The following is a 26,676-nucleotide window of genomic DNA, read 5'->3' as shown; positions in this document are numbered from 1 at the left end:
TACTCACCGCAAATGGCACACAAAAAGGCACGAAAACCGCATCGAAAGCCGATCGGGGCAACACGGCTGCGCAACAGCAGTGCGGCGCCCGGCCCCGTGCGGTCAGGTTACCCGGAAGGTACGCCGAATGCTACGCAGCAGAACAAAGACGCATGGCCATAGCAACGCGCTCACCAGGGAAGGCAGCATGAACATCAGACTGTCGCGAACATTACCGGCAATGGATTGCATCCAGTGGAAGGTCAGCTGATTGATACCCACCAGCACCAGCACCATCAGGGCCTGCTTCCATAACGGAAACATGCGCAAACGCTGATGAATCAGCAATGTCAGAAAGGCAATCAGCGTCAGAGCCAGGGCATTGAGCCCCAGCGCACTGCCCTTGAGCAGATCCAGCGTCAGACCGAGCATCCAGGCCGTGCCGATACTGACCCGGTGCGGCAGCGCCAGCACCCAGTAAATCAGGATCATGGGAACCCACTCCGGGCGCACCCACTCGAACTGGACTGGCAGCGGCAGCTGGCTCAGGGTAAGCCCCACGAGGAAAGTTCCGATAATGATCAGGAACCCGCCCGGACGCACCTCACTCATTAACCACCTCGGCCACCGGGGGCGCAGCCGGCAGCTCACTTGCCCCGCGCACCAGCAACAGGTGACGGCTCTTGTCGAGTCTCGCGGTGGGCTTGGCAGTCACCAGCGAAAAGGGCCGGCCAGGATCGCGCACGACACCGGTAACAACAGCCACCGGGTAGCCACGGGGAAAACGCCCGCCCAGACCCGAGCTGATCAGAAGGTCGCCTTCACGCACATCGGCGGTGTCGGGCACATGCTCAAGTTCGATCTCGTCGTACACACCCTTGCCGAGCGCAATGGCACGCAAGCCGTTACGATTGATCTCCACCGGAATGGCGTGACGGGCATCGGTAATCATCATGACGCGACTGGTATAGTGGCTGGCCTCGACCACCTGGCCGATCACGCCGCCGGCATCCAGCACGGCCTGGCCGATATAGGCACTGTCCTCGGCACCGCGGTTGACGATCACCTGATGCAGGAAGGGGTCGGGATTGACGCCGATCAGCTCCGCCAGCATGACTTCGTCTTCGACCCGAGCCTTGCCATCGAGCAATTCACGCAGACGCAGGTTTTCAGCCGTCAGGGCAGCAATCTGCTGTACCTTGCGCTCCAGCAGCAGAGCCTCGGACTTGAGACGCTCGTTTTCCTTGAGCAGGGTCGTACGATCCACCAGCACGCCGGACAGATCATCCGCCACGCGCCCTGGCACGTCGACGAGCCATTGCAGAGGCGTAACCAGAAGCGAAAGGTAACCGCGCGTATCGCGCATCTTTGACCAGTTGAGATCGGCGATGATGAGCAACAGCGCCATCAGCACCAGCACAACAAAGAGCGCGCGGGGCGAACCGCCCTTGAAGATCAGTTTAATGGGACACCTCGCAGCTGGCGCCACCGTGTCCCGGTCGGGTTGAACAGGCTGGCAGCCTGTCGGACTTGGCCGATCGTAGCGAGGAAAGACCGATTTGCGGCAGTTTTTGAGCTCTCTTGAGGCGAATAGTGGTTCTATTTAACAATAAAGAGTGCATAAAGTGGCCAAACTCGGCTTTTCCGCAGTAGATCAGTGCTAAGTCTGACAGCCTGCCAGACAAACCATCAAACCACTATTCGTAGGAGAGTAACTCAAAGGCACGATTGTCGAGCATTTCCAGCGCCTTGCCACCACCACGGGCCACACAGGTCAGCGGATCCTCGGCAATAATCACGGGCAGGCCAGACTCTTCACTGATCAGTCGGTCGATATTACGCAGCAGCGCACCGCCACCGGTAATCACGATACCGAACTCGGCGATGTCGGCCGCCAGCTCCGGCGGGCACTGCTCAAGGGCGCTTTTAACCGCCTGCACGATCGCCGCCAGCGGCTCCTGCAGGGCTTCGAGAATTTCGTTGCTGTTGAGGGTGAATCGACGCGGAATGCCCTCTGCCAGGTTGCGGCCACGCACGTCAATCTCAAGCACCTCGGAGGTGGGGTACGCCGTACCGACTTCCTGCTTGATGCGCTCAGCCGTTGCATCACCGATGAGGGATCCGTAGTTGCGGCGCACATAGGTCACGATGGCCTCATCGAAACGGTCACCGCCAACCCGCACGGACTCGGCATAAACGATGCCGTTAAGCGAAATCACAGCGATTTCCGTGGTGCCGCCGCCGATATCCACCACCATGGAGCCCCGGGCTTCGTCCACCGGCAGACCGGCGCCGATGGCTGCGGCCATGGGTTCTTCGATCAGGTAGACTTCACGGGCACCGGCACCCAGTGCCGATTCCTTGATGGCGCGACGCTCGACCTGGGTCGACTTGCAGGGTACACAGACCAGCACGCGGGGGCTCGGCGTCAGGAAGTTGCCCTCGTGCACCTTGGCGATAAAGTACTGCAGCATTTTTTCGGTGACGTGAAAGTCGGCGATAACGCCGTCTTTCATCGGTCGAATCGCGGTGATGTTTCCGGGAGTCTTCCCGAGCATGCGCTTGGCATCCATCCCCACTGCGGCAACTGACTTGTGATTACCGTTATGCCGAATGGCGACAACAGAAGGTTCATTCAGCACTATATCTTTATCACGAACGTAAATAAGCGTGTTCGCCGTGCCCAGGTCTATGGACAGATCGCTGGAAAAAAGACCTCGGATTTTCTTGAACATGGGAGTGGGGTACCTAAACAGATGCCGCGCGACGCGCTGATTCTGAAAACACGTAACTCTAGCAATGGCAGGGATTTAGAGCAAGGAACAAATATGTTAACTTAGCCCTCTTCCCCAGCACCGCCGAGTGCCGAAAACCTTAAAAAAATCATTGAGAAATGCAACATGGCTCTAGAGCGTTCCGACGTGGAAAAAATCGCCCACCTGGCGCGGCTGCAACTCCGTGAAGACGAAGTTGAGGGCTACACCCAGACGCTATCCGACATTCTCGCGCTGGTCGATCAGCTGCAGGCCGCCGATACCGCCGATGTGGAGCCCATGGCCCACCCGCTGGATGCGGTCCAGCGCCTGCGTGCCGACGTCGTCAGCGAAGACAATCAGCGCGAACTGCTGCAGAGCGTCGCGCCAGCGGTGGAAAACGGCCTGTTCCTGGTCCCCAAGGTTATCGAGTAACTACCGCCACGTTCCGAATTTGTGAAGGATACCCAACCCATGTTTGACAAGACACTGGCCGAACTGGCCGGCGGACTGGCCGCAGGCGACTTCAGCAGCCTCGAGCTGACCGAATCCTGCCTGAACCGCATCAAGACCCAGGACGCAGCCTACAACAGCTTTATTACCGTTACCGAAGAGCTGGCCCTGAACCAGGCACGGGCGGCAGACAGCCTGCGCGCCTCCGGCAAGGCCGGCATCTTCACCGGCCTGCCCATGGCCCACAAGGATATCTTCTGCACCCAGGGCGTTCGTACCAGCTGCGCCTCGCGCATGCTCGACAATTTCATCGCACCCTATGACGCCACCCTGATACGTAAGTTCAACGAAGCGGGTGCGGTCACACTGGGCAAAACCAACATGGACGAATTCGCCATGGGCTCGTCCAACGAGTCGAGCTTCTATGGCCCGGCCCGCAACCCCTGGGATACCGAGCGTGTACCGGGAGGATCCTCCGGCGGTTCGGCCGCTGCCATCGCTGCCCGCCTGGTACCCGCCGCCACCGGCACCGACACCGGCGGCTCCATCCGCCAGCCCGCTGCACTGTGCGGCATCACCGGCCTCAAGCCCACCTATGGCCGGGTATCGCGCTACGGCATGATCGCGTTCGCCTCGTCACTGGACCAGGCAGGCCCCATGGCCCGCACCGCCGAAGATGCCGCCCTGATGCTGAATGTCATGGCCGGTTTTGATCCCCTGGACTCGACCTGTGTAGAGCGTGAAGTACCGGACTACAGCGCCAGCCTGAATGACAGCCTCGAAGGCCTGCGCATTGGCCTGCCCAAAGAGTACTTCGCAGACAACCTGAACCCGGCCATTGCCGAACAGGTACAGAACGCGATTCGTGAATTCGAAAAGCTCGGCGCCACGGTGAAGGAGATCAGCCTGCCCAATACCGCGCTGGCAGTACCCGCGTACTACATCATCGCGCCGGCCGAGGCGTCCACCAACCTGTCCCGCTTTGACGGTGTGCGCTACGGCTACCGCTGCGACAATCCGGTGGACCTGGAAGACCTGTACAAGCGTACCCGCGGCGAAGGCTTTGGGGACGAGGTCAAGCGCCGCATCATGGTGGGCACCTATGCCCTGTCCGCCGGCTACTACGACGCCTACTACCGCAAGGCGCAGCAGGCACGCCGCCTGATCCAGCAGGACTTCGTCAAGGCACTGGCCGAGGTCGATGTCATCATGGGCCCGACCACTCCGCAGCCTGCCTTCCGGATTGGCGAAAAGTCGTCGGATCCGGTGCAAATGTACATGGAAGATATCTACACACTGGCACTGAACCTGGCCGGTCTGCCCGGCATGTCCGTGCCCTGCGGCCAGGCCCAGGGTCTGCCGGTCGGACTGCAGATTATCGGCAACTACTTTGCCGAGGCGAAATTGCTTAATGTCGCGCACCGCTTCCAGCAGGCGACCGACTGGCACACACAGGCACCTGCGAGCATCAAGGGGTAAGGCACGATGGAATGGGAAACAGTAATCGGGCTGGAAATTCATGTTCAGCTCGCCACCAAGACCAAGATTTTTTCCGGCTCCAGCACCGCCTTTGGTGCCGAGCCCAACACCCAGGCCTGCGCCGTCGACCTGGCGCTGCCGGGCACTCTGCCGGTGTTCAATGAAAACGCCCTGCGCATGGCGGTGATGTTTGGCCTGGCCATCGACGCCGAGATCGGCAAGCGCTCGGTATTTGAGCGCAAGAACTACTTCTACCCCGACCTGCCCAAGGGCTACCAGACCACTCAGCTGGCCGAGCCTGTCGTGGGCCGCGGACATGTGGACATAGAGCGCGCCGATGGCAGTACCCACCGTGTACGCATCCACCACGCCCACCTGGAAGAAGACGCCGGCAAGTCGCTGCACGAAGACTTCCACGGCATGACCGGCATCGACCTTAACCGCGCCGGCACACCGCTGATCGAGATCGTCACCGAACCCGACATGCGCAGCGCCGACGAGGCCGTTGCCTTTGCCCGCACCCTGCACTCGCTGGTAACGTCGCTTGGCATCTGTGATGGCAACATGGCCGAAGGCTCTCTGCGTTTTGACGTCAACGTCTCCGTACGCCCCAAAGGCACCGAGACCCTGGGCACCCGCACCGAGACCAAGAACCTCAACTCCTTCCGCTTCATGGAAGAAGCCATTGAGCTCGAAGTCGAACGGCAGATCGATGTGCTGGAAAGCGGCGGCGAGATCCGCCAGGAAACCCGTCTTTACAACGGCGACACCAAGGTTGCCCGCGCCATGCGCAGCAAGGAAGAGGCGAACGACTACCGCTACTTCCCCTGCCCGGACCTGCTGCCAATCGTGATCGATGACGCCTATGTAGAGGCGGTGCGGGCCACCCTGCCGATCCTGCCGGCACAGTGGAAAGCGACGTTCGTTGAGCAATACGGCCTGTCGGACTACGACGCCAGCGTACTGTCATCCAACAACGTGCAGGCGGCCTATTTTGACCAGGTCGCCAAAGCCTGTGGCGATGGCAAGCTGGCGGCTAACTGGGTCATGGGCGAGCTTGCCAAACACCTGAACCAGCACGACACCGACATCCAGGCCTCGCCGGTCAGTGCCGAGCAGCTCGGCGGCCTGCTGGAGCGTATCAAGGACAACACCCTCTCGGGCAACATCGCCAAGAAGGTGTTTGAAATCATGTGGCAGGATGGCGGCAGTGCCGATGAGATCATCGAAGCCAAAGGTCTGAAGCAGGTCACCGACAGCGGCGCGATCGAACAGATCGTCGACCAGGTGATTGCCAATAACACCAAGCAGGTTGAGCAGTACCAGGCAGCCGAGCCCGACAAGCGCGGCAAGATGCTGGGCTTCTTTATGGGACAGGTGATGAAGGCCAGCGGCGGCAAAGCCAATCCGGGCGCCGTGACCGGCATCCTGAAACAGAAACTGGATGCGCTCTGCGACTGAGCCGAAGCTGTTTACCGTAGGGTGGCATTCGCTTCGCGAATTCCACCCTACAGCACGAGCATTGCCCAGCAATGGCAGACATCCAAAGCTTTGACTGTATCGCCGCACCCGACGCCCGAATCCTGATCCTGGGCTCGATCCCGGGTGTGAAGTCATTGCAGGAGGCGCAGTATTACGCGCACCCGCGCAACGGCTTCTGGCCGATCATGGCACAGCTGCTGGGTTTCGATCCGGCCCGACCCTACACCGAACGCCTGGAACACCTGAAACGGGCGGGCATTGCCCTCTGGGACGTGGTACACCGCTGCCACCGCCCCGGAAGCCTGGACCAGCACATCGCGGGTGACAGCGTCGAGGCCAATGATTTCGCAACGTTCTTTCGGGAACACCCGCAGGTACGGGCCGTATTCTTCAACGGCACCGCCGCCGAGACCCTGTTCAAACGCCACGTGATCCGTGGCGGCACCCCGCTGCCCGATAATCTCGCGATGAACCGCCTGCCCTCCACCAGCCCGGCCAATGCCGGACTGCCGCTGGAGCAAAAGCTCGAGCAGTGGCGTGTCATTCTGCACTGACGCAAGACACTGGTAACCAGCGCCTTGCTTAAGCCTGTGCAGCGGCGCCAGACCCAAGGCTGTCGACAGCCACATGCACAAGCTTTACGCCAGGATACAAAAAGAGGCTCTTAGGCCTTTTTGAGGAAGGCTGCCACCAGCACGATCTGCACGCCGTTGACCTTGCCCTCGATGTGCTTGGGGTTGGAGGTGAGGCGAATATCACGCACTGCAGTGCCGCGCTTGGCGGTAAAACCGGCGCCCTTCACATCCAGGTCCTTGATCAACGTGACCGAATCACCTTCCTGCAGACGGGTACCGTTGCTGTCCAGGGTCGGCTCGCGGTCGTCGTCTTCATCGGGAATCGCCGCCTGGGCCCAGCTTTCAAGCTCCGGCTCCAGGTAGAGCATGTCCAGCAGGTCCTGCGCCCAGGGCTCAACCGACAAGCGCTTAAGCTGACGCCAGGCCAGAACCTGAATTGCAGGCACCTGGCTCCACATGCTTTCACCCAGGCAGCGCCAGTGGTGAACATCCTGCGGGTTATCAATCTGCGCGCTGCAGGTATCACAGAGCACAGCCTGGCTATCCGCACCGGCGGGGGCGTAGGAAACGTCACTCACCGTCAGGTTCTGCTCACTGCCACACAGCTCGCATTTACCGCCGCTGCGCTCCAAAAGTTGCTGTTCAATAGTCATGCATTTTGTCCGGGTATAAAATTTTCCGGCGCACTATACCACGTGAAGCGCCGCCGCGTTATGCCAAGTCCCGATTAACCGGGTTGTGCACCGCGCAGCAACACGCGCACACTCACGCAGGCACCGGTTATTTGCGCAATCCCCATTCTCAGGCGCTATCGCGTGCCTGCAACCGAAAACCAAGATCCACTACCGGCTGCTGCAGCACCTCACCGGCGAGACGACGCATCATCATCTGCGCTGCGGTTTTGCCGATGTCGTACAGCGGCGTCTGGATCGAGGTCAGGGACGGGTTGATACAGGCCGACCCTTCGAGGTCGTTGAAGCCGGCGATGGCCAGCTGCTGCGGAACGCGTATATGCCGACGCTGGCACTCATAGATGGCGCCATACGCCAGGTCATCGTTGCAACAGAAGACAGCATCGAGATCCGGGTTACGCAGCAGCAAATCCGCCAGCAACTGCCCGCCCAGACACACCGTCGAGGGCTCGGATGTCGTCAGGACACGCTTGTCGTCGGCCCGTCCGGCCCCCATCAGCACATCGATGAAGCCCTGAATACGGCGCTGGGAACGATAGTCCATCTGGGCGCCAAGCACGCCGATACGCCGGTACCCCCGCTCAAGCATATAGCGCGCCATGGCCGCACCTGCCTCACTGTGGGAAATGCCGACATTCATGTCCAAAGGCGCCGAACCACCCACTTCCATGATCTGCACTACCGGAATCGCGGCAGCCTCAAGCTGGCGCCGGGTACTCTCGGCCATGTCCAGTCCGGTTACGATCATGCCATCGGGATGATGGGTCAGAAACTTGGAAATAAGACTGGATTCCTGCTGTACCGAGTAATAAGTATTACCCATCAGCATCTCGTAACCCGCCGGCGCACAAACATCATAAATACCGCGGATGACATTGTTGAACACCGCATTGGATACCGACGGAATCACCACGGCAATGGTATAACTGCGATTACCTGCCAGGGATCGCGCAGCCCGGTTGGGAACATAGCCCAGCGCATCGACGGCCTGCGCTACCCGCTCGCGCACCTGCTCCGAGACGCGCTGCGGCTCATTCAGCGCCCGCGATACTGTCATCGCACTGACACCCGACATCCGCGCCACATCACTCAGGGTTACGCGCCCCTTGCTACGACTGCCGGGCTGATTTTGCCTGGTGGTCATCATTACCGCTCCAGCACTCAAGAAGGCGCCATTCTAGCAGCATTTATCCAGCGAAAACACGGCGTAATGTTAGCGCTAAAATTTATATTGACCCGCTCTCACCGTCAGTGATAGTCTAATTTACCTCGCAAGTATCCGCATAAGTGCGGTTTTTTTAAGTCTTGCCATGTTAGCGCTAAAATCATTTTCACAACATGAATAAAAGAATATGAATCTAGTAATCATGGGCGTATGCGGCAGCGGAAAAAGCACCATCGGCAAACTGCTGGCCGATGAACTGGGCGCTCGCTTTATCGAAGGTGACAGCTTCCACAGCCCGGAAAGCGTAAAACGCATGTCCACCGGCATCCCCCTCACCGACGCCGACCGGCAGCCCTGGCTCGAACGCCTGCGTGACGAGCTGAGCGCCACCAGTGCTCAGGGCACGCGCGCCGTGCTGTCCTGCTCGGCACTGAAAAAAAGCTACCGCCAGACGCTGGCCAGCAGCGGCCCGCTCACGTTTGTCTACCTGCAGGCCGACCGCGCCGAAATCGAGCGACGTATGTCATTGCGCCAGGACCATTTCATGGTGGCAACCCTGGTGGCCAGCCAGTTCGAGACGCTGCAGGAACCCGGCGCAGATGAAACCTGCATCCGTGTGTCGGTACTGCAGAGCGTGCCGCAAATCGTGCAGGAAATTCTCGAAAAACTACCTGAATGATAACCCCAACCCTGTCATGGGCTACGCTTTCGCGAGTCGATGAACGGGCTTTCAACCTGAAAACCACTAATAAAGGTGAAGCATGAAAATAACAACACCACTCCTGACGTCCTCCAAACGCCTGCTGACCAGCGCCATTATCAGCGCGGGCCTACTGATGGGCAGCGCCCAGGCGGCCGAGTTCAACTGGACCTTCCAGACGTCGGAAAATACCGGTGAGCCGCAGTTTGAAATCAAGAAAAAGTGGGCTGAAAACGTCAAGACCATGTCCAGCGGTCGAATCGAAATCGAGATCCTGCCGGTAAACGCCGTGGTGCAGGCCAACCAGACTCTGGATGCCGTCAGCTCCGGCATTCTGCAGGGCCACATGACCGATCCGAGCTATTTTTCGGGCCGCGATCCGGCCTTCGGCATGCTGGGCAACCTGGTCGGCGCCTGGGGTGATCCACTGGAATTCCTCGAGTACATGAAATACAACGGCGGTGAAGAGATTTACAACGAGCTGGTTGAGCCCTACGGCGTGCATCTGATCGGCGCCGCAGCCACCGGCCTCGAAGCCTTCGTATCCAAGAAACCGATCCACACGGTGGCGGACATGAAGGGCCTGAAGCTGCGTGCGCCTGAAGGCATGGTGTACAACATCTTCGAGAAAGCCGGCGCAACCCCGGTGAACCTGCCGGGCTCCGAAGTCTATACCGCACTGGAAAAGGGTGTTATCGACGCGGCTGACTACACCGTATTCTCCACCAACCACGACCAGGGCCTGCACAGCTTCGCCAAATACCCCAACTACCCGGGATTCCATTCGCTGCCCATGGTATCGGTGTCGCTGAACAAGGACATCTGGGATGGCCTGCCGGCGGACCTGAAAGCCATTCTGGAAACCGCGGTGGATTCGATGGCCTACGAAATGGTCGCCACGCTCAAGGCACGCGATCTGGTCGCGGTGAAGAAGGCCCGCGATGATGCCTCCATTACCGTGATCGACATGGCACCGGAAGAACGCGCGAAGTTTCGCAACATCGCCAAGGAAGAGTGGAAAGTCTGGGCGACCAAAAGCGAGCTGAACCAGAAAATCTACGACTCCGTGGTTGCCTTCCTGTCTGACCGCAACCTGATGTAATCCCGCGGGCCTTAAAGCCCGTTTCGTTTTCAATCCGAATGACGGGCTGCCCTGCAGCCCGTGCGGAGGCTTCATGTCTACCCTTTCCAACACCCCGACACCCGCCGAGGACAGCCCCGCCCACGACTCCATGGTCGGTGGCGAGCGCAATGGCCTGGACCGGGTCATCTCGCGCTTCGGCGCCGCGGCAGCCTGGCTGGTCTTTCTCGCCATGGGCATCAGCGTATTCGAAGTTATCATGCGCTATGCCTTTGACTCCCCTACCTCCTGGGTACACGAAAGCGTGATCTTTCTGGTCGCCATGAGTTTTGCGCTGGGCGGCCCCGCCACCCTGGCCAAAAACCGCCATATCCGCGTACGGGTCCTGTACGACAGCGTCAAGCCGGGGTTTCGCATCTGGTTTGACCGTTTTAATGACCTGGTGACCCTGGGCTTTTGCATCGCCATGTCCTATGCGGCCTTCCACATGTTCTGGCGCGCATCTCACAACCCCATGGGCGAATGGCAGCTGGAGCGCTCGGGCACATCCTGGAACCCGCCGATGCCAGCCCTGACCAAGGGCATTATCCTGTTTGCCCTGGCCCTGATGACGCTGCAGGCACTGCTGCACCTGATCCAGTCCTGCCAGCGTGCGCCCGGTAACAAGGAGCTCCGCTAATGGATATCGCTAACGCCACCTTCCTGATGGTCGGGCTGATTTTCGCCCTGCTGGTGACCGGCCTGCCATTGGCCTTTATTACCGGCCTGATTGCCATGGCCTTTACCTTTGGCTGGTTCGGCAGCAATGCGCTGCCACTGGTCACCAGCCGGGTCTATGGTTTTGTCACCGAATACTCGCTGGTGGCCGTGCCGATGTTTGTCCTTATGGCATCGTTGCTGGACCGCTCCGGCATTGCCAAGGACCTGTTTAACGCCATGCGCCTCTTCGCCGGCCGGCTACCCGGCGGCGTCGCAGTACAGACCATCGTCGTGGCCTTTTTCCTGGCGGCGCTGTCCGGCATTATCGGCGGCGAAATCGTGCTACTGGGTATTCTCGCCCTGCCGCAGATGCTGCGCCTGGGCTACGACAAGCATCTGTCCATTGGTGTCGTCTGCGCCGGCGGTGCCCTGGGTACCATGATGCCGCCCTCAATCGTCCTGATCATCTACGGCATGATCGCCAGCGTGTCGATTGCCGATCTCTTTACCGCCGCGATTACACCGGCGGTTATTCTCATGGCGTCCTATATCGCCTATGTACTGGTGCGCTGCATACGCAACCCCAGCATGGGCCCGCCACTGCGCCCGGAAGACAACACGACCGGCTTCAACAACAAACGCGACGCCCTGAAAGCGATTATTGTCCCGGGCATGATTGCAGGCCTGGTACTGGGCACCATCTACGGCGGTATCGCCTCGGTCACCGAAGCGGCGGCCATGGGCGTGTTCGGCGTACTGCTGGCCATCGTGCTGCGCGGCGAGTTTTCCCTCAAGGTGATGCACATCAGCCTTGGGCAGACAATGATCACCTGCGGCATGATTATCTGGATCGGTATCGGCGCTGCCGCTCTGGTCGGGGTCTATAACCTGATGGGGGGCAACCGTTTCGTCTCGGGCATGATTCAGGGGCTGGATGTAGCGCCGATCATCATCATTCTGGTGATGATGGCGATCCTGCTGGTGCTGGGACTGTTCCTCGACTGGATCGGCATCGCTATGCTGGCCCTGCCGATCTTTGTACCCATCGTGGTTCAGCTGGGCTTTGATCCCGTATGGTTTGGCATCCTGTTCGCCGTAAACATGCAGGTGTCTTTCCTGTCGCCGCCCTTCGGTCCGGCCGCCTTCTACCTAAAAGGCGTGGCGCCGCCCGAAGTCAGCCTGAAGGATATCTTCATTGCCGTGCTGCCGTTTATCGCACTGCAGCTCTGTGTACTGGCCCTGTTGCTGGCCTGGCCACAAACCGCACTCTGGATGCTCAACTAGGTTAAAAATAGCCACGCATCCATGCCAAACGCCGGGAATATCCCCGGCGTTTGGCATTTTATTCAGCTGCAATCGGCAGAAACAACCAAGGCGGCTACTCAGCCTGGGTCTGCACTATCCTGACCATCAGTCCCCCTGCAACAGGGTACGGGCCTCGGCCAGTGCTTCAGGCGTATTGATGTTCATGAACTCCGCAGCATTATCACAGCGACACTCGACGTACCCCGCCTGCTCCAGCCAGCCACGTACCGCCCGGCGACCCGTGGCACGAAAACGATCCAGCGACGCGGCCGCCGCCACCGGCACGACCAGATGCAGCGTCTGCAGATAGTCACCATCATTCACCACAATGATCTGATCCGGCGCAGCGAGACTGTGATCAATCATTTTTTTGAAGCTGGCGGGCGAAACCAACGGCGTATCACAGGGTGTAACAAGCAGATGGCTGCACTCCAGCCCCTGCAGCGCCCGACTGATGCCACTGAGCGGACCGAGGCTATCGCCCTCGTCCAGCAAAAGACCATCGGCTGCACCTGTGTAGTCCACCGCCTGATCCGGGCGGCAACTGATCCAGACATGCTGCGCGCAGCCGCGCAGCCGCGCTGCAAGGTGGTCGATCATTGGACGCCCGGCAAGACTGAGCAGCCCCTTGTCCCTGCCCCCCATTCGTCGGCCTTCACCACCGGCCAGAATCAGCGCATCCAGTTTCACACCCCACCCCTGTCATCAGATAAAAAATGCCAGGCAACAGCCTTTGAAGAGACTGGTACCCGCGCAGATTCGCGACCTTATACCAGCAACCCGCATGACTCAAGCAGCCCGGACGGTTCGGCGACTCAACCGTCATCAGACACCGCGTACGGAGTGGCCAAACAGACGCTGTCGGACCCGCTTCAACTGCCGCGCTTCATAGGCCGAATGCGTCGCATCACCGCTGAAGGATGCTTCCCAGGCGTTGCAGTCGAGTAACTGAATCTCGTAGGGGTAAATACTGCGTCGGCCATCCGGCAGCTTTACGATGAGCCGCTCGACAAATTTGAACATGCGAAAGGCGCGGTCGCTGAAGGGGTTGTCGCCGGACAGATCCGGCGACGGCAGCATGGCCCCGGCTGGCTGCTCGACGATAAAGGGCGGTGCGCTGACACCATACAAGCGATGAATCTCATCCAGCTCGGCGAGCGAATTGCGGCTGCGTTCCGGCAGCTGGTTGGCAAACATGATGATGTTGCGACTGCGCAAAAACTGAATCAGCAGCACAGCCGAAAATATATCATGCGTGACCAGCCTCACTCCCAGACGATCAAACACATCTATCGCCATGTTGCCGGGCTTGTGCAGCAACTTGGTCATGATGCGCTCGAACGGCTTTTCCTCCTTGATACGAAAATTCACCAGCGGAATCTTGCAATGCTCATCGCCGATCCATTGCTGACCGGCCTGCTCAAACAAAAAAGGCAAAAACCGCGCCCGTACACTCTGCAAGGCGGCCTGGTGCACCGCGGTATCCTGGCTGAACAACGCATGGGTCGCACAATGCAGCACCTTGAGCAGCACACAGGGCCAGTTGGGCCATTCGCCGGTCGGAGGGCGTGCGGCGGCCGACAGCAGATCCTCGATTGGCATGCTGCGAAAGGGTTCCGGTACGGCATCAATCCCTTGCCAGGGCAATACCGTTTCATCCAGATAACGCAAGGCGCGGGCATGAATCAACTCCATGGCGCGACAATCGGCAGGGTCCGTGGGATCGAAGCCATAGGCCTGCAGGAAACGGGTAACGGATCTGTCATCAGCCATGGGTAGCTGCTGCAAATCCACCACAGAGCGCCCACCAATCAGGGTCTCGAGCGTGGACCAGGGAATATCAAGCTCTGCCGCATTGCTGAGTCGGGGAACCATAGCGGGCCCTTCTTCGCGTCTTGCCATTGCGTCTGTCCGTTTACAGCTGATAACTCACCTTGCGGCTGATAGCCAATGCTGTCAAGCATGCAGCAACACCACAAAAAGCAAACTTTACGTTAAGGTAAAGCTAAAGTATAAATAGGTATATTCCCTTACTTCTGGAACCCGCCGTGGATCTTTCACTGACCGAAGAACAACACCTGATTCAGGCAACGGCCCGCCGTTTTGCCGAAACTGAACTGGCGCCCGTCGCCGCCGAGCTAGACCGTAGCGCCAACCACGCGCTGCTTCAACAGCATTGCGCCAAGCTCGCAGAGCTGGGCTTCATGGGCCTTAACATCGACAGCCAGTACGGCGGCACCGAAGCCGGTGTGGTGGCATTCAGCCTGGCCATTACGGAAATCGCCAGGGCCTGCGCCGCCACGGCCGTCACCATGTCGGTCACCAACATGGTAGCGGAGGTGATTCAGGCCGTCGGTAACGAAACACAGAAAGCAGATTATCTGGCCAGGCTATGCAGTGGAGAATATCTCAGCGGCAGCTTTTGCCTGACTGAAGCCGGCGCAGGCTCCGACCCCGCCTCCATGCGCACTCGCGCCGAAAAAACGCCCAGTGGCTGGCGACTCACCGGCACCAAGCAGTGGATAACCAGTGCGGAGTTTGCCGGCATTTTTGTCGTCTGGGCCGTCACGGACCCACTTGCGCCAAAGGGCAAAGGCATCAGCTGCTTTCTAGTGGAAGCCGCCATACCGGGTATCAGCGTCGGGCCGGCCGAACACAAGATGGGACAGTGCGGCTCCCCGACCAATGAAGTGCACTTTGACCAGGTCGATATCCCGGACAGTGCACTACTGGGAAAACTCAACGACGGCTTTCGCATCGCCGTATCCGAACTCGCCGGCGGGCGCATCGGCATTGGCTCTCTGGCACTCGGTGTTGGCCTGGCCGCAATGGACTACGCCACCCGCTATGCCACCGAGCGCAAGCAGTTCGGCCACGCCATCGCTGACTTTCAGGGCCTGCAATGGATCATCGCCGACCGTGCGACAGAACTCGAAGCCGCACGACTGCTACTGATGAGTGCGGCCGACCGGAAGGACAAGGGACTGAGTTTCACCCGGGAAGCCTCCATGGCCAAGCTGTTTGCCAGCGAAAAAGCCAACCAGGCCTGCTACAGCGCGCTGCAACTGCTCGGCGGCTACGGTTACATGCGCGAGTATCCGCTTGAACGCCTGACCCGGGATGCCCGCATTACCACCATCTACGAGGGCACCAGCGAAGTGCAGCGCATCGTGATCGCCCGGGATATTCTCAAGCAGTACCAGTAATTCAAACAAAACGGGGGAGCCCCAGCTTCCCCACACTCGCGCCGCACGCCCCAACCTGAAACCCAACCTGAAAGGTAACAGCCGACCACGCAGCAATACCGCCGACATACCCAGTCCGGCCAGCGGCCCGGCTTTCTATTTCGCCAAGACCTGAAAGAGCCTGAGCTGGCGCAATCTTCCCGGTTTCGCGGATTATATACTTCTGCCTTATCTTCAACGCCGTGCAGGCCAGATCGATCTGGATATCTGGCACGGAGCACCCCAACAGTCCTGCTGCTCACTGCTCAGAAACGAAAAAAGCCTGACGCTTTTCAGCACCAGGCTTTCATCTTTAATAGGGTAGCGGGGACAGAATTGTAATCTGTGACCTTCGCTGCCGTTATGAACAGCGAGCCCGCCACTATGCCCTGTGCCGTTAGACGACTCAAAAACGAAAAAGGCCCGAAATCTTTCGACTTCAGGCCTCTTCCGCAGAGCCGGTAACTTTCGACTACCAATTCTTGAATATGGTAGCGGATACTGGTTATGAATCCATGACCTTCGCTGCCCGTATAAAGAGCGAGCCCGACGCTTTACGCTCTTGCTGCTCGCTGCTCAGAAACGAAAAAAAGCCTGACGCTTTTCAGTATCAGGCTTTCTTCTTAAATAGGGTAGCGGGGACAGAATTATAATCTGTGACCTTCGCTGCAGTTGTGAAGAGCGAGCCCGACGCTTTACGCTCTTGCTGCTCACTGCCCACTGCCCACTGCTCAGAAACGAAAAAAGCCTGGCGCTTTTCAGCACCAGGCTTTCATCTTTAATAGCGTAGCGGGGACAGAATTGTAATCTGTGACCTTCGCTGCCGTTATGAACAGCGAGCCCGCCACTATGCCCCGTGCCGTTAGACGACTCAAAAACGAAAAAGGCCCGAAATCTTTCGACTTCGGACCTTTTCCGCAGAACCGGTAACTTTCGATTACCAATTCTTGAATATGGTAGCGGATACTGGTTATGAATCCATGACCTTCGCTGCCCTTATGAAGAGCGAGCCCGACGCTTTATTCCCATGCCCATGCTACTAAGAAACGAAGAAGGCCCGAAATCTTTCGACTTCGGGCCTTTCCGCAGAACCGGTAACTTTCGATTACCAATTCTTGAATGTGGTAGCGGGGACAGGATTTGAACCTATGACCTTCGGGTTATGAGCCCGACGAGCTACCAGACTGCTCCACCCCGCATCAACGTGGAGCGAATATTACGCGCACTTTTCAGATTGCACAACCCCTTGAGCGCAAATACTTTTTATAAAACGCCGAAAGCCAAATGCGCGCACCAATCAACCGCGTATCAACGGTATACTTAAGCCTCGCAAGCCAGGCGGAACGACGGACTTTCAGGTGCCCAAACGCTACTACATCGGCCTCCCCCAGTGGAATCACCCCGACTGGGGCGCCAGCGCCCTGAGCGGCCCGCATGCGCAGTCTACGCTACAGCGCTATGCCTCCCACTTTTCATCGGTAGAAGGCAACTCAACCTTCTATGCATTGCCAAACGCCTACACGGTACAACGCTGGCGACAGGACACACCGGAGCATTTCCGGTTCTGCCTCAAGTTGCCACAACAGATCACCCACCGCCTGCAACTGCGTCATTGTCAGGCGGAACTGCACCACTTCATCGACTGCATCAGCCCGCTGCAGGACAAGCTTGGTCAGTTGTTCATTCAATTGCCGGCGCGCTTTGGTCCCGACTCACTGGATACCCTGGCGCAGTTTATCGCCCAGCTGCCGAACGCATTCAGCTATACGCTGGAAGTACGTCACCCCGAGTTCTTTGCCAAGGGCGATGGTGAGCGCGCACTCAACCGACTGCTCATGGAGCGGGGCATCAACCGCACTTTGTTCGATACCCGCGCCCTTTTTGCGCTGCCGGCGCAGGATCCAGCGACCCAGGATGCATGGCAGAAAAAGCCACGCGTGCCGCTGCATGTCATCGCCACCGGGCAGGCTCCGATGGTACGCTTCATCAGCCCGCTGAATTATCGCAGCGCAGACCCTTGGCTGGCCCCCTGGGTGGGCAAAGTTGCAAGCTGGCTGAATGAAGGGCGGCAGCCCTATCTGTTCTTTCATACACCGGATAACCGCGAATCACCCTTGCTGGCACAGCACTTTGCCCGGGAGTTGGTCACAGTGTGCCCCGCCGCTCAGGGACTGACGCCCTGGAACGAAACCGTGCGACAACAGGAGACGCTGTTCTGATGAATGCTCTGCTTTATATCATGGATCCCATGTGCAGCTGGTGCTGGGCTTTCGCCCCCGAACTGCAGACCGTGCGTGCCCGCTTTGCGAATATGCCGGTCAGCTTCATCATGGGCGGCCTTGCACCCGACAGTACAGAGCCCATGCCAGACGCCCTGGCGCAGCAGATTCAGTCGACCTGGCGACAGATAGAAGCCCGCACGGGCACCGCCTTCAACCACGACTTCTGGACCCTGAACAGCCCAAGGCGCGCAACGTACGATGCCTGTCGTGCCGTGATCGCCGCAACACGCATCCGCCCGGACGCCCAGGAACCCATGATCGATGCGATACAGCGGGCTTATTACCTGCAGGCCAAGAACCCGTCCGACAGGCAGGTGCTGATCGAGCTGGCGCAACAGATTGGCCTGGATGACGCACTGTTCAGCCAGTATCTGGGGGATGAAATGACCCAGGGCATGCTGCAACAGCACCTGGCTATCAAGGGGAGTCTGGGGGTACAGGGATTTCCGACACTGCTGCTGCAAAAAGGCGAGGAGTTGCACTGGCTCAGTACAGGTTACCGTCAGGCCGACGGCATTATTGCGCAGCTGGAGAAATTAACGGGGGAGCATTGAGCTCCCCCCAGGCGGTTAGCTACGGGAGACTGAAACGTCTTCCGCCTGCAACCCTTTGTCGCTTTCGCGTACATTGAAACGCACCTGCTGACCTTCTGTCAGCGAACGATGCCCGCGACCACGAATGTTGCGAAAATGCACAAATACATCATCGCCATTCTCACGGGTGATAAAACCAAACCCCTTGGATACATTAAACCACTTTACCTGACCGACTTCCCGGGCATCATTTTCGTCATCATACTCCTCTTCACCCATATCCATTTCGGCAGGTTGCGCCTGGGACTTGACTCCCCAGCCTGACGCAATTGAAGCCGCCAGAACAACCACAAACACTACCGCCAGTACCGGAACACTCAGCGCTACTTCTACCTTGGCAACAGCTGCCAACAAAATAGGAATCAAAACTGCAGCTAAAGCACTGACAACAAGAACGCGTATCAGTTGATTACCACTCATGTAATTATCTCTTGTATTGATTCATTTACATCAAAAAAAGCCCACCAGCACCAATGGAACAGTGGACGATCGCAACATATAGCGAATTTTGCGTATTTTTTCAACAGCTTAAGTCTTTTAATAAGCTATTCTCTGTAGAATTGCGGTTGTTTAGACTACAACTTTCAATCATGCACCGGACCCACTGCACATGAGCGACACTCAACGACTGGACGATCTGGAGTCCCGAATCGCCTTTCAGGAACACACCCTGGACACCCTGAACGCCATCGTGGCGCGCCAGGATATTGAGATTCAGCGCCTGACCAGCATGGTCAAGGCCCTCAACGGCCAGATCAAGCAACTGGCCCCGGGCGCCGGCGACGAACTGGCCGACGAGCCACCACCACCGCATTACTGATATGGGCCTGCTGGAGCTGATTAGCCGCCCGCTGCTGTCCTGGAGCATCTCCGCCACTGTGCTGGGCACCGAACACCTGCATGGCGGCCGGCAGATACGCTATGTCCTGGAAAGTGACCGCTGGAGCCATGTGCAGCTGCTGCTCGACCAGGCCCGCCGCGCAGGCGTGCATCTTAAACCCGAACAAATACTGTTTAGCCGCAGCAATGGCCAGCGGGTACTGCAACAGCACCTGGGCGAACTCTGCCAGCACTGCCTGCAGGACCCCCAATACAAGGTTGAACTGATCCCGGTGTCCATCTTTCATGGTCGCCTGCCCATTCGCGAAACCTCGTGGCTCAATCTGCTGTACGCCGAAGCCTGGGACCAGGGCGGCCGCATTGGCCGTCTGATGCAACTCCTGGTCAATGGCCGCCAGACCCTGATTCAGATTGACCCGCCCTTGAAGCTGCAGGACCTGGCCCGCTCTGCGCCGAATGCCACCGCCCTGACCCGCAGGGCAAGCCTGTTGCTGCTGCAGCACTTTCAGACCCGGCGCCGCGCTGTGGTAGGGCCCGACCTGTCCCACCGCCGCACCCTGATGTCGATGATCTTGCAGCACCCCAGCGTAGAACAGGCGATTGCTACGCGTGCGCGGGAAAAGCGCGAGAACCTTCACGCAGCGCGTCGCTATGCCAGGCGCGAACTGCACAAAATCGCCGCCAATTTCAGCCCGGTTACCGCCCGCCTGCTGCATCCGCTGCTCAACGCCACCTGGCGCCGTCTCTACGACGACGTCGAAATACTGGGACTCGACCGGTTGCGCGAGCGTGCTCTGGATCACCAGCTTGTCTACCTGCCTTGCCATCGCAGCCATATGGACTATCTGCTGATGTCCTGGGCGCTGTACCGTCACGGCCTGATGCTGCCCCACGTCGCCGCAGGCGACAATCTGGACATGCCGATCATAGGTCCGATCCTCAAGCGCGGCGGCGCCATTTTCATGCGCCGCAGCTTTCAGAGCGATCCGCTCTACCGCACCCTCTACCAGCAATACCTGGCCTCGATGGCCCGCCACGGCCACGCACTGGAATATTTCATTGAAGGGGGCCGCAGCCGCACCGGCCGGCTACTGCCGGCGCGTACCGGACTGCTGAACATGACACTGGAAGCCTGGTGCGCCAACCCGGAGCGGCCCGTCGCCCTGGTACCCATCTGGATTGGCTATGATCGGGTCGTCGAAGCGCACAGCTATCAGCGCGAACTGGGCGGCGACAGCCGCGACCGCCACCTCGGGCCCCTCGACAGCCTGAAAACTGCCTGGCAAGTGCTGCGCCAGCGCTTTGGCCGGGTGTCCCTGAGTATCGGCGAGCCCATTGCCCTGGCGGAAGTGGTCGACCCTCACCGGCCGATCCGCCCCCAGGCCAACGCCATCGGCCAGCAACTGCTGGAACGGATGAATCGCGCCGCAGCCCTGACCGAAACCGGCGTCATCGCCACCGTAATGCTGGGCCAGCCCCAGCTGCAGCTTGAAGCCAACAGCCTGGCCACACAGTGCGGGCAACTGCTGCAGCTGGCCCAGGCCCTGCCCAATGCGCCGGCGAGCGTGCCGCCTGAGCCCCCAGACAACTGGATCACGCGCGCCAAGACGCGCAGGCAGCTTGAACAGACGCACAACCAGGTGCAGCTGCAGCCGGCTCAGGCGCGGGAAATGACGTTTTATCGCAACAACATGATGCATCTTTTTGTCCTGCCGGGGCTTTGCCTGCTGCTGGTCCGGCGCAGCACGAATCCCCTGCCACAGCTGATTACCCGCATGCTGCGGGTACTCTACCCTTACCTGCAGGCTGAACTGTTCCTGCCGTGGCCAGAGCAGAACTTCAGCGCCATTGCGGCAAAGCTGCGCCAGATTTTGCTTGATCAGGGCCTGCTGACACGCGATGGCAAACAGCTACGCGCCAGCGACGGTGACACCGCCCTGTGCCTGATGCGCAACGCCGAGCCCGTTTTGCTGCGCTACTACCTGCTGTGCAGATTACTGCAGCGCTACAGGGCACTGAATCAGGACGTGCTGATTGAAAAGGCTCTGCAGCTGGCGGCAAATCTGCAGCGGGAATTCGGCTTTGATTCGCCAGAGTATGCCGACCAACGGGTCTTGAATGGATTTGTGGAGCAGCTGCTTGATCGCGGCATTCTGCAACGCAGCGACAGACGGATTCAGGCACGGGTTTCGCTGGATGCGCTGATGAAACAGGCGCGCAGCATACTGACACAGCGCCTGCTGAGCTTCGTCGATCAGCAGCTGAACGACTGAGCCGAACCGGCCGCCCGCTCAGGCCTGGGAAAGCTTTTTCAGCGCATAGATATCGTAACGGCTCGACTTGCCCGCCAACTGAACACTGGGCGCGGGGCCCGGGATCACCGGCGCCTTGCGCGGACGCTTGACCACGACCCGGTTGGCCGCTGCACCGAGCGCAGCCTCCAGCAGCAGGCCCGCATCGGCATCATCACCCACCAGATCGCGAAACAGGCGCATTTCCTTTTTGACCAGTGCGCTCTTGTCCGAGTGCGGGAACATCGGGTCCACATACACCACCTGGGGCCGGTCGTCGCGCCCGGCCTGCTCGGCCAGCCAGGCAATGCTGTCGGCCTCGATCAGCTGCATGTGCTCGACAATGCCGGCGACCTCGAAATCCTGCTGCGCCCTGGCCAGGCCATCGGCCAGCAGCAGCTGAATCACCGGCACCCGCTCAATCATCTGCACCTCGCACCCCAGACTCGCCAGCACAAAGCTGTCCCGCCCAAGACCCGCCGTCACATCGGCCACCCTGGGCCGAACGCCCTGCCGCATGCCCACGGCCTTGGCGATCAGCTGACCCGCACCGCCACCGTGCAGCCGCCGATGGGCTACGGCACCGCCGACGAAATCCACCCATACCGGGCCTGGCGCCTTGCGCCCCGTGGGTTGCAACTGCAGACCGGTGGCGGTCACGCGCAACAGCGATGCGTAATCACAGCGACCAAGGTCTGCGCGAAAAAGCACTTCCAGCCCCAGCTGTTCGGCCAGCGACTGCGCGCGCGCAAGATGTTCGGGGGTGTCGTACTCAACGGCCAGGCGGGCGGATTCTGTCATGAAAATATCTGTCTACGGGCAGCCAGGTTGAGAAACAAAACTGCAAATGAAAAAGTGAGGCGTTAAATCAGTACATCAACCCAGGCCGGCTCCGGCTGACCCGACGCACTGTGAGACTGGATCACGCCATAGGCCAGCAGAGCGCGCCGACTGCGGTAATCCAGCGCAGCGAAGCTGGCATTGGCCTGGGCATCAGACTGGCGCCGCGCACCCGGGCCTGGATTCACCGGGCGCGGCTCCCACTCTCCCTCACGCACGGCTTCGTGCACCCCGGCACCGGGGTCAGAGGCTGTGCGCTTGTGAGCCGCGCGCGGTGACGGCAGGCGACTGAATCTGGGGGCTATTTGTAGTGTTTGCATACATCAAGCCTGTCGGGATACTGATGATTTCAGTATCGCCAATCGGGCGCCAGAAATACATGCACAAGAGCAGTATCCCTGCGCCATGAGGCCTTCCTAGCCTGCGAAATACACGCCCAGCAACGCAACGCCCAGCAGCAGCCGGTAAATAACGAACGGCAGCATGCCAATACGGTTCAGCCAGCTCAGAAACAGCCAGATACAGGCCCAGGCACTGAGCGCCGCCAGCACCGCCCCCAGGCCGACCAGCTCCCAGTTCGCGGCAGTGCCGGATTGCAGCAGATCCAGCCCCTTAAAGACACCGGCCCCCACGATCACCGGGATGGAGAGCAGGAAGGAAAAGCGCGCCGCCGCATCACGATTGAAACCCAGCATCAGGCCCGCCGTCATGGTAATGCCGGAACGGGAGGTTCCCGGAATCAGTGCCATGGCCTGGGCCAGGCCAATCCAGAGCGCATCCCGCGGCCCCAAATGGACCAGTTCGCGCATCTCGCTGCGTCGGCGGTCCGCCCACCCCAGTAAGGCGCCGAAGATGAGTGTTGTGCCGGCGATCACCAGAATGGAACGGGCAAGGTGCTCAATCATGCCACTGAGAAAAAATCCAGCCAGCACCGCGGGTACCGTTGCCACCAGCAGGTACCAGGACAGCGCCGAATCCGCCGAGCGCGTTCCGGCCAGGGACCGGCACCAGGCAACCAGCAAGCGGGCCAGGTCATGGCGAAAATAAAACATCACCGCCACCAGAGTGCCGACATGCACGCCGACGTCAAACGCCAGCCCCTGGTCCGGCCAGCCAAATAGCTGTGATGGCAGAATGAGATGGGCCGAACTGGAGATCGGCAAAAACTCGGTCAATCCCTGAATAACGGCCAGCACAATGGCCTGAAAAACATCGATGATCACTGCTGTTCCTTTTTCTTCCAACCACCTTCACGAATATATACCGGCAACCCGTCCTCGGGTGCCAGCCCACGCCCACGCGCCAGGTCGCTCGCCGCAATGGGCAGCATCGCACTGGCACGTGGATACACTTCCAGCACTGGCGCCGTAATGGCCGCCTGCACAGCGGCAGACATGTCTGCCCGGTAATTGAAACCGGGGCCGACGCCCAGCCAGCGCGCCTCTTCCAGCAGACGCACGTCGCCCGCAGCGCAGACCTGCTCATCGAGTAGGGCTTCGGGCAGGCCGTTTTCCAGCCGGTATGCGCACCAGTAAATTTCATTCATGCGCGCGTCCAGCGCCGCGATCACCCGGTCATGGCCCAGCGCCCGGCCCTGTTCCAGCGCCATGGCAGCCAGCGTCGAAATCGGTAACACCGGCACATCCGCAGCAAACGCCAGTCCCTGGGCGATGCCCGTGGCGATGCGAATGCCGGTAAAGGAGCCAGGGCCACGCCCAAATGCCACCGCATCCAGATCGCCGACACTCAGCCCCGCCTCGCGCAGCAGCGCTTCGGCCATGGGCAGCAGCAGCTGTATATGCTTGCGCGGCACGACGCGAAAATCTTCCATCACCTCACCGTCCTGCCAAAGGGCAACGGAACAGGCGTCGGTGGAGGTATCCAGTGCGAGAATCTTGCTCATTACTACCTTCTAAAGCACATAACAGGAGGCGGCAGCCGGGATCGACACATCGACGCCAACGCCCCTGACGTAAAGACAGCCGGCATTCTACCCCCGGCGCTATTTCATTGCATTACCGCCTGTCGATCAGCGCGGGGACGACAGCAAACCATCACCCCAGCGCGGTAACAGGTTCTGCTCCACCCCCAGCTGATTGAGAATGCGCGCCACAATAAAGTCGACCATGTCTTCCACTGACTGCGGGCGGTGATAAAAGCCCGGGCTCGCCGGCACCACCACCACCCCCATGCGCGTCAGCTTGAGCATGTGCTCCAGGTGGATTTCCGAGTAAGGTGCCTCACGCGGCACCAGAATCAGCTGGCGCCGCTCCTTGAGAGCAACATCGGCGGCGCGCTCAATCAGGTTGTTGCTGGCGCCGGTGGCAATGGCCGACAGGCAGCCGGTACTGCAGGGGCACACCACCATGGATGCAGGCGCACCGGAGCCGGAAGCTACCGGCGCCATCCACTGCTCGCGCCCGAACACGCGAATCTGACCGCAAGCTGCGCCATAAAGGGCACTGAGGTAAGTCTCCTGCTCTTCCGGCCGGCCGGGCAGTGCAAGATCGGTTTCGGTGGCAATCACCACCTGGGCGGCTTTGGAAATCATCACCATGACCTGAATGTCCGCCGCCACCAGACACTGCAAAAGACGCAGGCCGTACTGAGCCCCGGAAGCGCCAGTTATGGCCAATGTGACCCGACGCGGCTCGACATGGCTCATGTCCGCTCCTCCCGCGCGTGCAGCGCCTGCACGAGCCGCTGATGAATGCCGTCGAAGCCGCCATTGCTCATGATCAGGATATGGCTACCGGCACGGGCCGCACTCACCAGATCCTCGATGAGCACCGCGGTATTGCGTGCCAGCACCGCGGGCACGGGCGACTGAGCCACCACCTCATCCAGCGACCAGTCCAGCCCTTCGGGCTGATACCAGTACACTTGACTGGCAGCCTCGACCGAAGGCGCGAGCGCGTCCCGGTGCGCGCCCAGTCGCATGGTATTGGAGCGCGGCTCCACCACCGCAATGATGGGTGCATCCCCCACCTGGGCGCGCAACCCCGCCAGCGTGGTTGCGATAGCCGTGGGATGGTGTGCAAAATCGTCGTACACCGAGACGCCGGCGACCTCGCCCACCAGCTCCATGCGTCTTTTGACGCCACCAAAGCGACACAGCGCCTCGATGCCATGCAAAGGCCGCACGCCAACATGGCGCGCCGCCACCAGTGCCGCCAGCGCATTACTGACGTTGTGGCGCCCGGTGTGGGACCAGTCCACGATGCCCTGACACTGGCCTTCGAACCAGACCTCGAACCGGCTGCCATCCTCGCTCAGCAACCGCGCCTGCCAGGCCGCACTGGCCTCCTCGCCCACACCTGTACGCACCAGTTCAGACCAGCATCCTATTGCTAACACCGCATCCAGTGCCGGTTGATCCTCAGGCACCACCAGCTGACCATTCCCTGGCACGATACGCACGAGGTGGTGAAACTGCCGCTGAATCGCCGCCAGGTCCGGGAAGATATCGGCGTGATCGTATTCCAGGTTGTTCAGGATCAGCGTGCGCGGATGGTAATGCACAAACTTTGACCGCTTGTCGAAGAAGGCCGTGTCGTATTCATCCGCTTCGATTACGAAAAAGGGTGAGGCCCCAAGCCGTGCCGATACCGGGAAATCCTGCGGCACGCCACCAATCAGAAAGCCCGGCGCCATGCCGGTGTGTTCAAGCACCCAGGCCAGCATGGTGGCCGTGGTGGTCTTGCCATGCGTGCCGGCCACCGCCAGCACCCAGCGCTCGTGCAGCAGGTTTTCCGACAGCCACTGCGGCCCCGACTGGTAGCGCAGCCCGCGATTGAGCACATATTCAACACAGGGATTGCCGCGGGACATGGCATTGCCGACGATCACCATGTCCGGCGCAGGCTCCAGCTGCGCGGGATCAAAACCCGGGGTCAGCTCGATACCCTGCTGTTCCAGCTGGGTGCTCATGGGCGGGTACACATTGGCATCGGAGCCCGTTACACGGTGCCCCAGCTCCTTGGCCAGGATGGCCAGCGACCCCATAAAGGTGCCGCAAATGCCCAGTATATGGATATGCACGCAACAGAATCCTGTTCTACATCGGTTTGGGGCATGATACCCGTTTTCACCGCAAGACCGCACCATTGCGAACCTCGCAGGCTGCGATTTCCCGGCAGGAACCTGCACGGTAACCGGACATTCTCGGGCACTGCGATGAAGCCTGGCTGAACACATTCCAAGCTTCGCGAATTCGCTGCAACTGCACGATTATTCTACAATT

27 protein-coding genes and 1 tRNA gene are annotated in these 26,676 nt (G+C 59.8%); 13 read left to right on the top strand and 15 right to left on the bottom strand.

What is annotated here, in order from left to right; genetic code table 11:
* Positions 1-102: 102 nt before the first annotated feature.
* From mreD to F451_RS0119465, 3 genes are all read right to left on the bottom strand, one after another.
* The gene (gene mreD / locus F451_RS0119475) at positions 103-591 is read right to left on the bottom strand and encodes a rod shape-determining protein MreD (protein WP_020683092.1); all 489 of its coding nucleotides are present in this window, start codon (positions 589-591) and stop codon (positions 103-105) included.
* Entirely contained in the window at positions 584-1,399 is an 816-nt protein-coding gene (mreC, locus tag F451_RS0119470) for a rod shape-determining protein MreC (protein ID WP_276202612.1), read from the bottom strand. Before mreC ends, mreD begins: the two co-directional genes overlap by 8 nt.
* Positions 1,400-1,676: 277 nt before the next feature.
* Entirely contained in the window at positions 1,677-2,714 is a 1,038-nt protein-coding gene (locus F451_RS0119465) for a rod shape-determining protein (protein WP_020683090.1), read from the bottom strand.
* Between the two features lie 165 nt (positions 2,715-2,879).
* Between F451_RS0119465 and gatC the strand changes: the two genes are divergently transcribed.
* From gatC to F451_RS0119445, 4 genes are all read left to right on the top strand, one after another.
* Entirely contained in the window at positions 2,880-3,167 is a 288-nt protein-coding gene (gene gatC / locus F451_RS0119460; RefSeq protein ID WP_020683089.1) for an Asp-tRNA(Asn)/Glu-tRNA(Gln) amidotransferase subunit GatC, read from the top strand.
* A 39-nt stretch (positions 3,168-3,206) separates the two neighbouring features.
* On the top strand, positions 3,207-4,664 hold the full coding sequence (gene gatA, locus F451_RS0119455) for an Asp-tRNA(Asn)/Glu-tRNA(Gln) amidotransferase subunit GatA (RefSeq protein ID WP_020683088.1): 1,458 nt from the start codon (positions 3,207-3,209) through the stop codon (positions 4,662-4,664).
* Positions 4,665-4,670: 6 nt separating this feature from the next.
* Complete coding sequence (gene gatB, locus F451_RS0119450; protein WP_020683087.1) at positions 4,671-6,125, top strand: Asp-tRNA(Asn)/Glu-tRNA(Gln) amidotransferase subunit GatB; 1,455 nt, start codon at positions 4,671-4,673, stop codon at positions 6,123-6,125.
* Between the two features lie 71 nt (positions 6,126-6,196).
* Positions 6,197-6,700, top strand: coding sequence for a DNA-deoxyinosine glycosylase (locus F451_RS0119445; protein ID WP_020683086.1), 504 nt, complete (start codon positions 6,197-6,199; stop codon positions 6,698-6,700).
* Positions 6,701-6,810: 110 nt separating this feature from the next.
* On the opposite strand, the gene F451_RS0119440 is transcribed toward F451_RS0119445, so the two are convergent.
* Together F451_RS0119440 and gntR are read right to left on the bottom strand one after the other, a co-directional pair.
* Entirely contained in the window at positions 6,811-7,374 is a 564-nt protein-coding gene (locus tag F451_RS0119440; RefSeq protein ID WP_020683085.1) for a PhnA domain-containing protein, read from the bottom strand.
* Between the two features lie 148 nt (positions 7,375-7,522).
* Complete coding sequence (gene gntR / locus F451_RS0119435; protein WP_020683084.1) at positions 7,523-8,560, bottom strand: HTH-type transcriptional regulator GntR; 1,038 nt, start codon at positions 8,558-8,560, stop codon at positions 7,523-7,525.
* Between the two features lie 205 nt (positions 8,561-8,765).
* Here gntR and F451_RS0119430 point away from each other — a divergent pair, with 205 nt between their 5' ends.
* From F451_RS0119430 to F451_RS0119415, 4 genes are all read left to right on the top strand, one after another.
* On the top strand, positions 8,766-9,257 hold the full coding sequence (locus F451_RS0119430) for a gluconokinase (RefSeq protein WP_026291902.1): 492 nt from the start codon (positions 8,766-8,768) through the stop codon (positions 9,255-9,257).
* A gap of 82 nt (positions 9,258-9,339) precedes the next feature.
* A complete protein-coding gene (locus F451_RS0119425) occupies positions 9,340-10,380 on the top strand; it encodes a TRAP transporter substrate-binding protein (protein ID WP_020683082.1) in 1,041 nt (346 codons plus the stop codon).
* Positions 10,381-10,453: 73 nt separating this feature from the next.
* The gene (locus F451_RS0119420; RefSeq protein WP_020683081.1) at positions 10,454-11,038 is read left to right on the top strand and encodes a TRAP transporter small permease subunit; all 585 of its coding nucleotides are present in this window, start codon (positions 10,454-10,456) and stop codon (positions 11,036-11,038) included.
* Complete coding sequence (locus F451_RS0119415) at positions 11,038-12,342, top strand: TRAP transporter large permease (protein ID WP_020683080.1); 1,305 nt, start codon at positions 11,038-11,040, stop codon at positions 12,340-12,342. The genes F451_RS0119420 and F451_RS0119415 overlap by 1 nt, the downstream gene beginning before the upstream one ends.
* Positions 12,343-12,468: 126 nt before the next feature.
* Here F451_RS0119415 and mobA read toward each other — a convergent pair whose 3' ends face one another.
* Both mobA and F451_RS0119405 read right to left on the bottom strand, forming a co-directional pair.
* Positions 12,469-13,053, bottom strand: coding sequence for a molybdenum cofactor guanylyltransferase (gene mobA, locus F451_RS26095; RefSeq protein ID WP_020683079.1), 585 nt, complete (start codon positions 13,051-13,053; stop codon positions 12,469-12,471).
* A 135-nt stretch (positions 13,054-13,188) separates the two neighbouring features.
* Positions 13,189-14,265, bottom strand: coding sequence for a TIGR04552 family protein (locus F451_RS0119405; protein ID WP_083928493.1), 1,077 nt, complete (start codon positions 14,263-14,265; stop codon positions 13,189-13,191).
* Positions 14,266-14,411: 146 nt separating this feature from the next.
* On the opposite strand from F451_RS0119405, the gene F451_RS0119400 reads away from it, so the two are divergent.
* Positions 14,412-15,569 (top strand): acyl-CoA dehydrogenase family protein, encoded by a 1,158-nt coding sequence (locus F451_RS0119400; protein ID WP_020683077.1) that lies wholly within the window; start codon positions 14,412-14,414, stop codon positions 15,567-15,569.
* A 1,140-nt stretch (positions 15,570-16,709) separates the two neighbouring features.
* On the opposite strand, the gene F451_RS0119390 is transcribed toward F451_RS0119400, so the two are convergent.
* A tRNA-Met gene (locus F451_RS0119390) sits at positions 16,710-16,786 on the bottom strand.
* A 159-nt stretch (positions 16,787-16,945) separates the two neighbouring features.
* On the opposite strand from F451_RS0119390, the gene F451_RS0119385 reads away from it, so the two are divergent.
* Together F451_RS0119385 and F451_RS0119380 are read left to right on the top strand one after the other, a co-directional pair.
* Entirely contained in the window at positions 16,946-17,806 is an 861-nt protein-coding gene (locus tag F451_RS0119385) for a DUF72 domain-containing protein (protein WP_020683075.1), read from the top strand.
* Positions 17,806-18,423 (top strand): DsbA family protein, encoded by a 618-nt coding sequence (locus F451_RS0119380; protein WP_020683074.1) that lies wholly within the window; start codon positions 17,806-17,808, stop codon positions 18,421-18,423. The genes F451_RS0119385 and F451_RS0119380 overlap by 1 nt, the downstream gene beginning before the upstream one ends.
* 15 nt (positions 18,424-18,438) lie before the next feature.
* Here the strand turns inward: F451_RS0119380 and F451_RS28645 are convergent, their stop codons facing one another.
* Positions 18,439-18,882 carry a cold-shock protein gene (locus F451_RS28645; protein WP_020683073.1) on the bottom strand — a complete coding sequence of 148 codons (444 nt, stop codon included), beginning with the start codon at positions 18,880-18,882 and terminating at the stop codon, positions 18,439-18,441.
* 190 nt (positions 18,883-19,072) lie between these two features.
* On the opposite strand from F451_RS28645, the gene F451_RS0119370 reads away from it, so the two are divergent.
* Together F451_RS0119370 and F451_RS0119365 are read left to right on the top strand one after the other, a co-directional pair.
* Positions 19,073-19,282, top strand: a complete 210-nt coding sequence (locus tag F451_RS0119370) for a SlyX family protein (protein ID WP_020683072.1) — start codon at positions 19,073-19,075, stop codon at positions 19,280-19,282.
* 1 nt (position 19,283) lies between these two features.
* Positions 19,284-21,575, top strand: a complete 2,292-nt coding sequence (locus tag F451_RS0119365) for a 1-acyl-sn-glycerol-3-phosphate acyltransferase (RefSeq protein ID WP_020683071.1) — start codon at positions 19,284-19,286, stop codon at positions 21,573-21,575.
* A gap of 18 nt (positions 21,576-21,593) precedes the next feature.
* On the opposite strand, the gene F451_RS0119360 is transcribed toward F451_RS0119365, so the two are convergent.
* The 6 genes from F451_RS0119360 to mpl all read right to left on the bottom strand — a co-directional run bounded on the left by F451_RS0119360 (position 21,594) and on the right by mpl (position 26,474).
* Complete coding sequence (locus tag F451_RS0119360) at positions 21,594-22,394, bottom strand: class I SAM-dependent methyltransferase (RefSeq protein WP_020683070.1); 801 nt, start codon at positions 22,392-22,394, stop codon at positions 21,594-21,596.
* 62 nt (positions 22,395-22,456) lie between these two features.
* Positions 22,457-22,753 carry a hypothetical protein gene (locus tag F451_RS0119355; RefSeq protein WP_156826561.1) on the bottom strand — a complete coding sequence of 99 codons (297 nt, stop codon included), beginning with the start codon at positions 22,751-22,753 and terminating at the stop codon, positions 22,457-22,459.
* 96 nt (positions 22,754-22,849) lie between these two features.
* Complete coding sequence (locus F451_RS0119350; protein ID WP_026291900.1) at positions 22,850-23,650, bottom strand: undecaprenyl-diphosphate phosphatase; 801 nt, start codon at positions 23,648-23,650, stop codon at positions 22,850-22,852.
* A gap of 2 nt (positions 23,651-23,652) precedes the next feature.
* A complete protein-coding gene (gene tsaB, locus F451_RS0119345; protein WP_020683067.1) occupies positions 23,653-24,336 on the bottom strand; it encodes a tRNA (adenosine(37)-N6)-threonylcarbamoyltransferase complex dimerization subunit type 1 TsaB in 684 nt (227 codons plus the stop codon).
* A 126-nt stretch (positions 24,337-24,462) separates the two neighbouring features.
* Positions 24,463-25,098 (bottom strand): flavin prenyltransferase UbiX, encoded by a 636-nt coding sequence (locus F451_RS0119340; protein ID WP_020683066.1) that lies wholly within the window; start codon positions 25,096-25,098, stop codon positions 24,463-24,465.
* The gene (mpl, locus tag F451_RS0119335; protein ID WP_020683065.1) at positions 25,095-26,474 is read right to left on the bottom strand and encodes a UDP-N-acetylmuramate:L-alanyl-gamma-D-glutamyl-meso-diaminopimelate ligase; all 1,380 of its coding nucleotides are present in this window, start codon (positions 26,472-26,474) and stop codon (positions 25,095-25,097) included. The genes F451_RS0119340 and mpl overlap by 4 nt, the downstream gene beginning before the upstream one ends.
* Positions 26,475-26,676 lie beyond the last annotated feature (202 nt).

This window comes from Marinobacterium rhizophilum DSM 18822, assembly GCF_000378045.1.
Lineage (GTDB): Bacteria > Pseudomonadota > Gammaproteobacteria > Pseudomonadales > Balneatricaceae > Marinobacterium_A > Marinobacterium_A rhizophilum.
This window is presented reverse-complemented; position numbering and strand designations above follow the sequence as displayed.

Bases quoted from the DNA above. Each gene is read 5' to 3' on its own strand.
- mreD (WP_020683092.1), bottom strand. From the start codon at position 591: ATGAGTGAGGTGCGTCCGGGCGGGTTCCTGATCATTATCGGAACTTTC.
- F451_RS0119465 (WP_020683090.1), bottom strand. From the start codon at position 2,714: ATGTTCAAGAAAATCCGAGGTCTTTTTTCCAGCGATCTGTCCATAGAC.
- gatC (WP_020683089.1), top strand. From the start codon at position 2,880: ATGGCTCTAGAGCGTTCCGACGTGGAAAAAATCGCCCACCTGGCGCGG.
- gatA (WP_020683088.1), top strand. From the start codon at position 3,207: ATGTTTGACAAGACACTGGCCGAACTGGCCGGCGGACTGGCCGCAGGC.
- gatB (WP_020683087.1), top strand. From the start codon at position 4,671: ATGGAATGGGAAACAGTAATCGGGCTGGAAATTCATGTTCAGCTCGCC.
- F451_RS0119445 (WP_020683086.1), top strand. From the start codon at position 6,197: ATGGCAGACATCCAAAGCTTTGACTGTATCGCCGCACCCGACGCCCGA.
- F451_RS0119440 (WP_020683085.1), bottom strand. From the start codon at position 7,374: ATGACTATTGAACAGCAACTTTTGGAGCGCAGCGGCGGTAAATGCGAG.
- gntR (WP_020683084.1), bottom strand. From the start codon at position 8,560: ATGATGACCACCAGGCAAAATCAGCCCGGCAGTCGTAGCAAGGGGCGC.
- F451_RS0119430 (WP_026291902.1), top strand. From the start codon at position 8,766: ATGAATCTAGTAATCATGGGCGTATGCGGCAGCGGAAAAAGCACCATC.
- F451_RS0119425 (WP_020683082.1), top strand. From the start codon at position 9,340: ATGAAAATAACAACACCACTCCTGACGTCCTCCAAACGCCTGCTGACC.
- F451_RS0119420 (WP_020683081.1), top strand. From the start codon at position 10,454: ATGTCTACCCTTTCCAACACCCCGACACCCGCCGAGGACAGCCCCGCC.
- F451_RS0119415 (WP_020683080.1), top strand. From the start codon at position 11,038: ATGGATATCGCTAACGCCACCTTCCTGATGGTCGGGCTGATTTTCGCC.
- F451_RS0119405 (WP_083928493.1), bottom strand. From the start codon at position 14,265: ATGGCAAGACGCGAAGAAGGGCCCGCTATGGTTCCCCGACTCAGCAAT.
- F451_RS0119380 (WP_020683074.1), top strand. From the start codon at position 17,806: ATGAATGCTCTGCTTTATATCATGGATCCCATGTGCAGCTGGTGCTGG.
- F451_RS28645 (WP_020683073.1), bottom strand. From the start codon at position 18,882: ATGAGTGGTAATCAACTGATACGCGTTCTTGTTGTCAGTGCTTTAGCT.
- F451_RS0119370 (WP_020683072.1), top strand. From the start codon at position 19,073: ATGAGCGACACTCAACGACTGGACGATCTGGAGTCCCGAATCGCCTTT.
- F451_RS0119365 (WP_020683071.1), top strand. From the start codon at position 19,284: ATGGGCCTGCTGGAGCTGATTAGCCGCCCGCTGCTGTCCTGGAGCATC.
- F451_RS0119360 (WP_020683070.1), bottom strand. From the start codon at position 22,394: ATGACAGAATCCGCCCGCCTGGCCGTTGAGTACGACACCCCCGAACAT.
- F451_RS0119355 (WP_156826561.1), bottom strand. From the start codon at position 22,753: ATGCAAACACTACAAATAGCCCCCAGATTCAGTCGCCTGCCGTCACCG.
- tsaB (WP_020683067.1), bottom strand. From the start codon at position 24,336: ATGAGCAAGATTCTCGCACTGGATACCTCCACCGACGCCTGTTCCGTT.
- F451_RS0119340 (WP_020683066.1), bottom strand. From the start codon at position 25,098: ATGAGCCATGTCGAGCCGCGTCGGGTCACATTGGCCATAACTGGCGCT.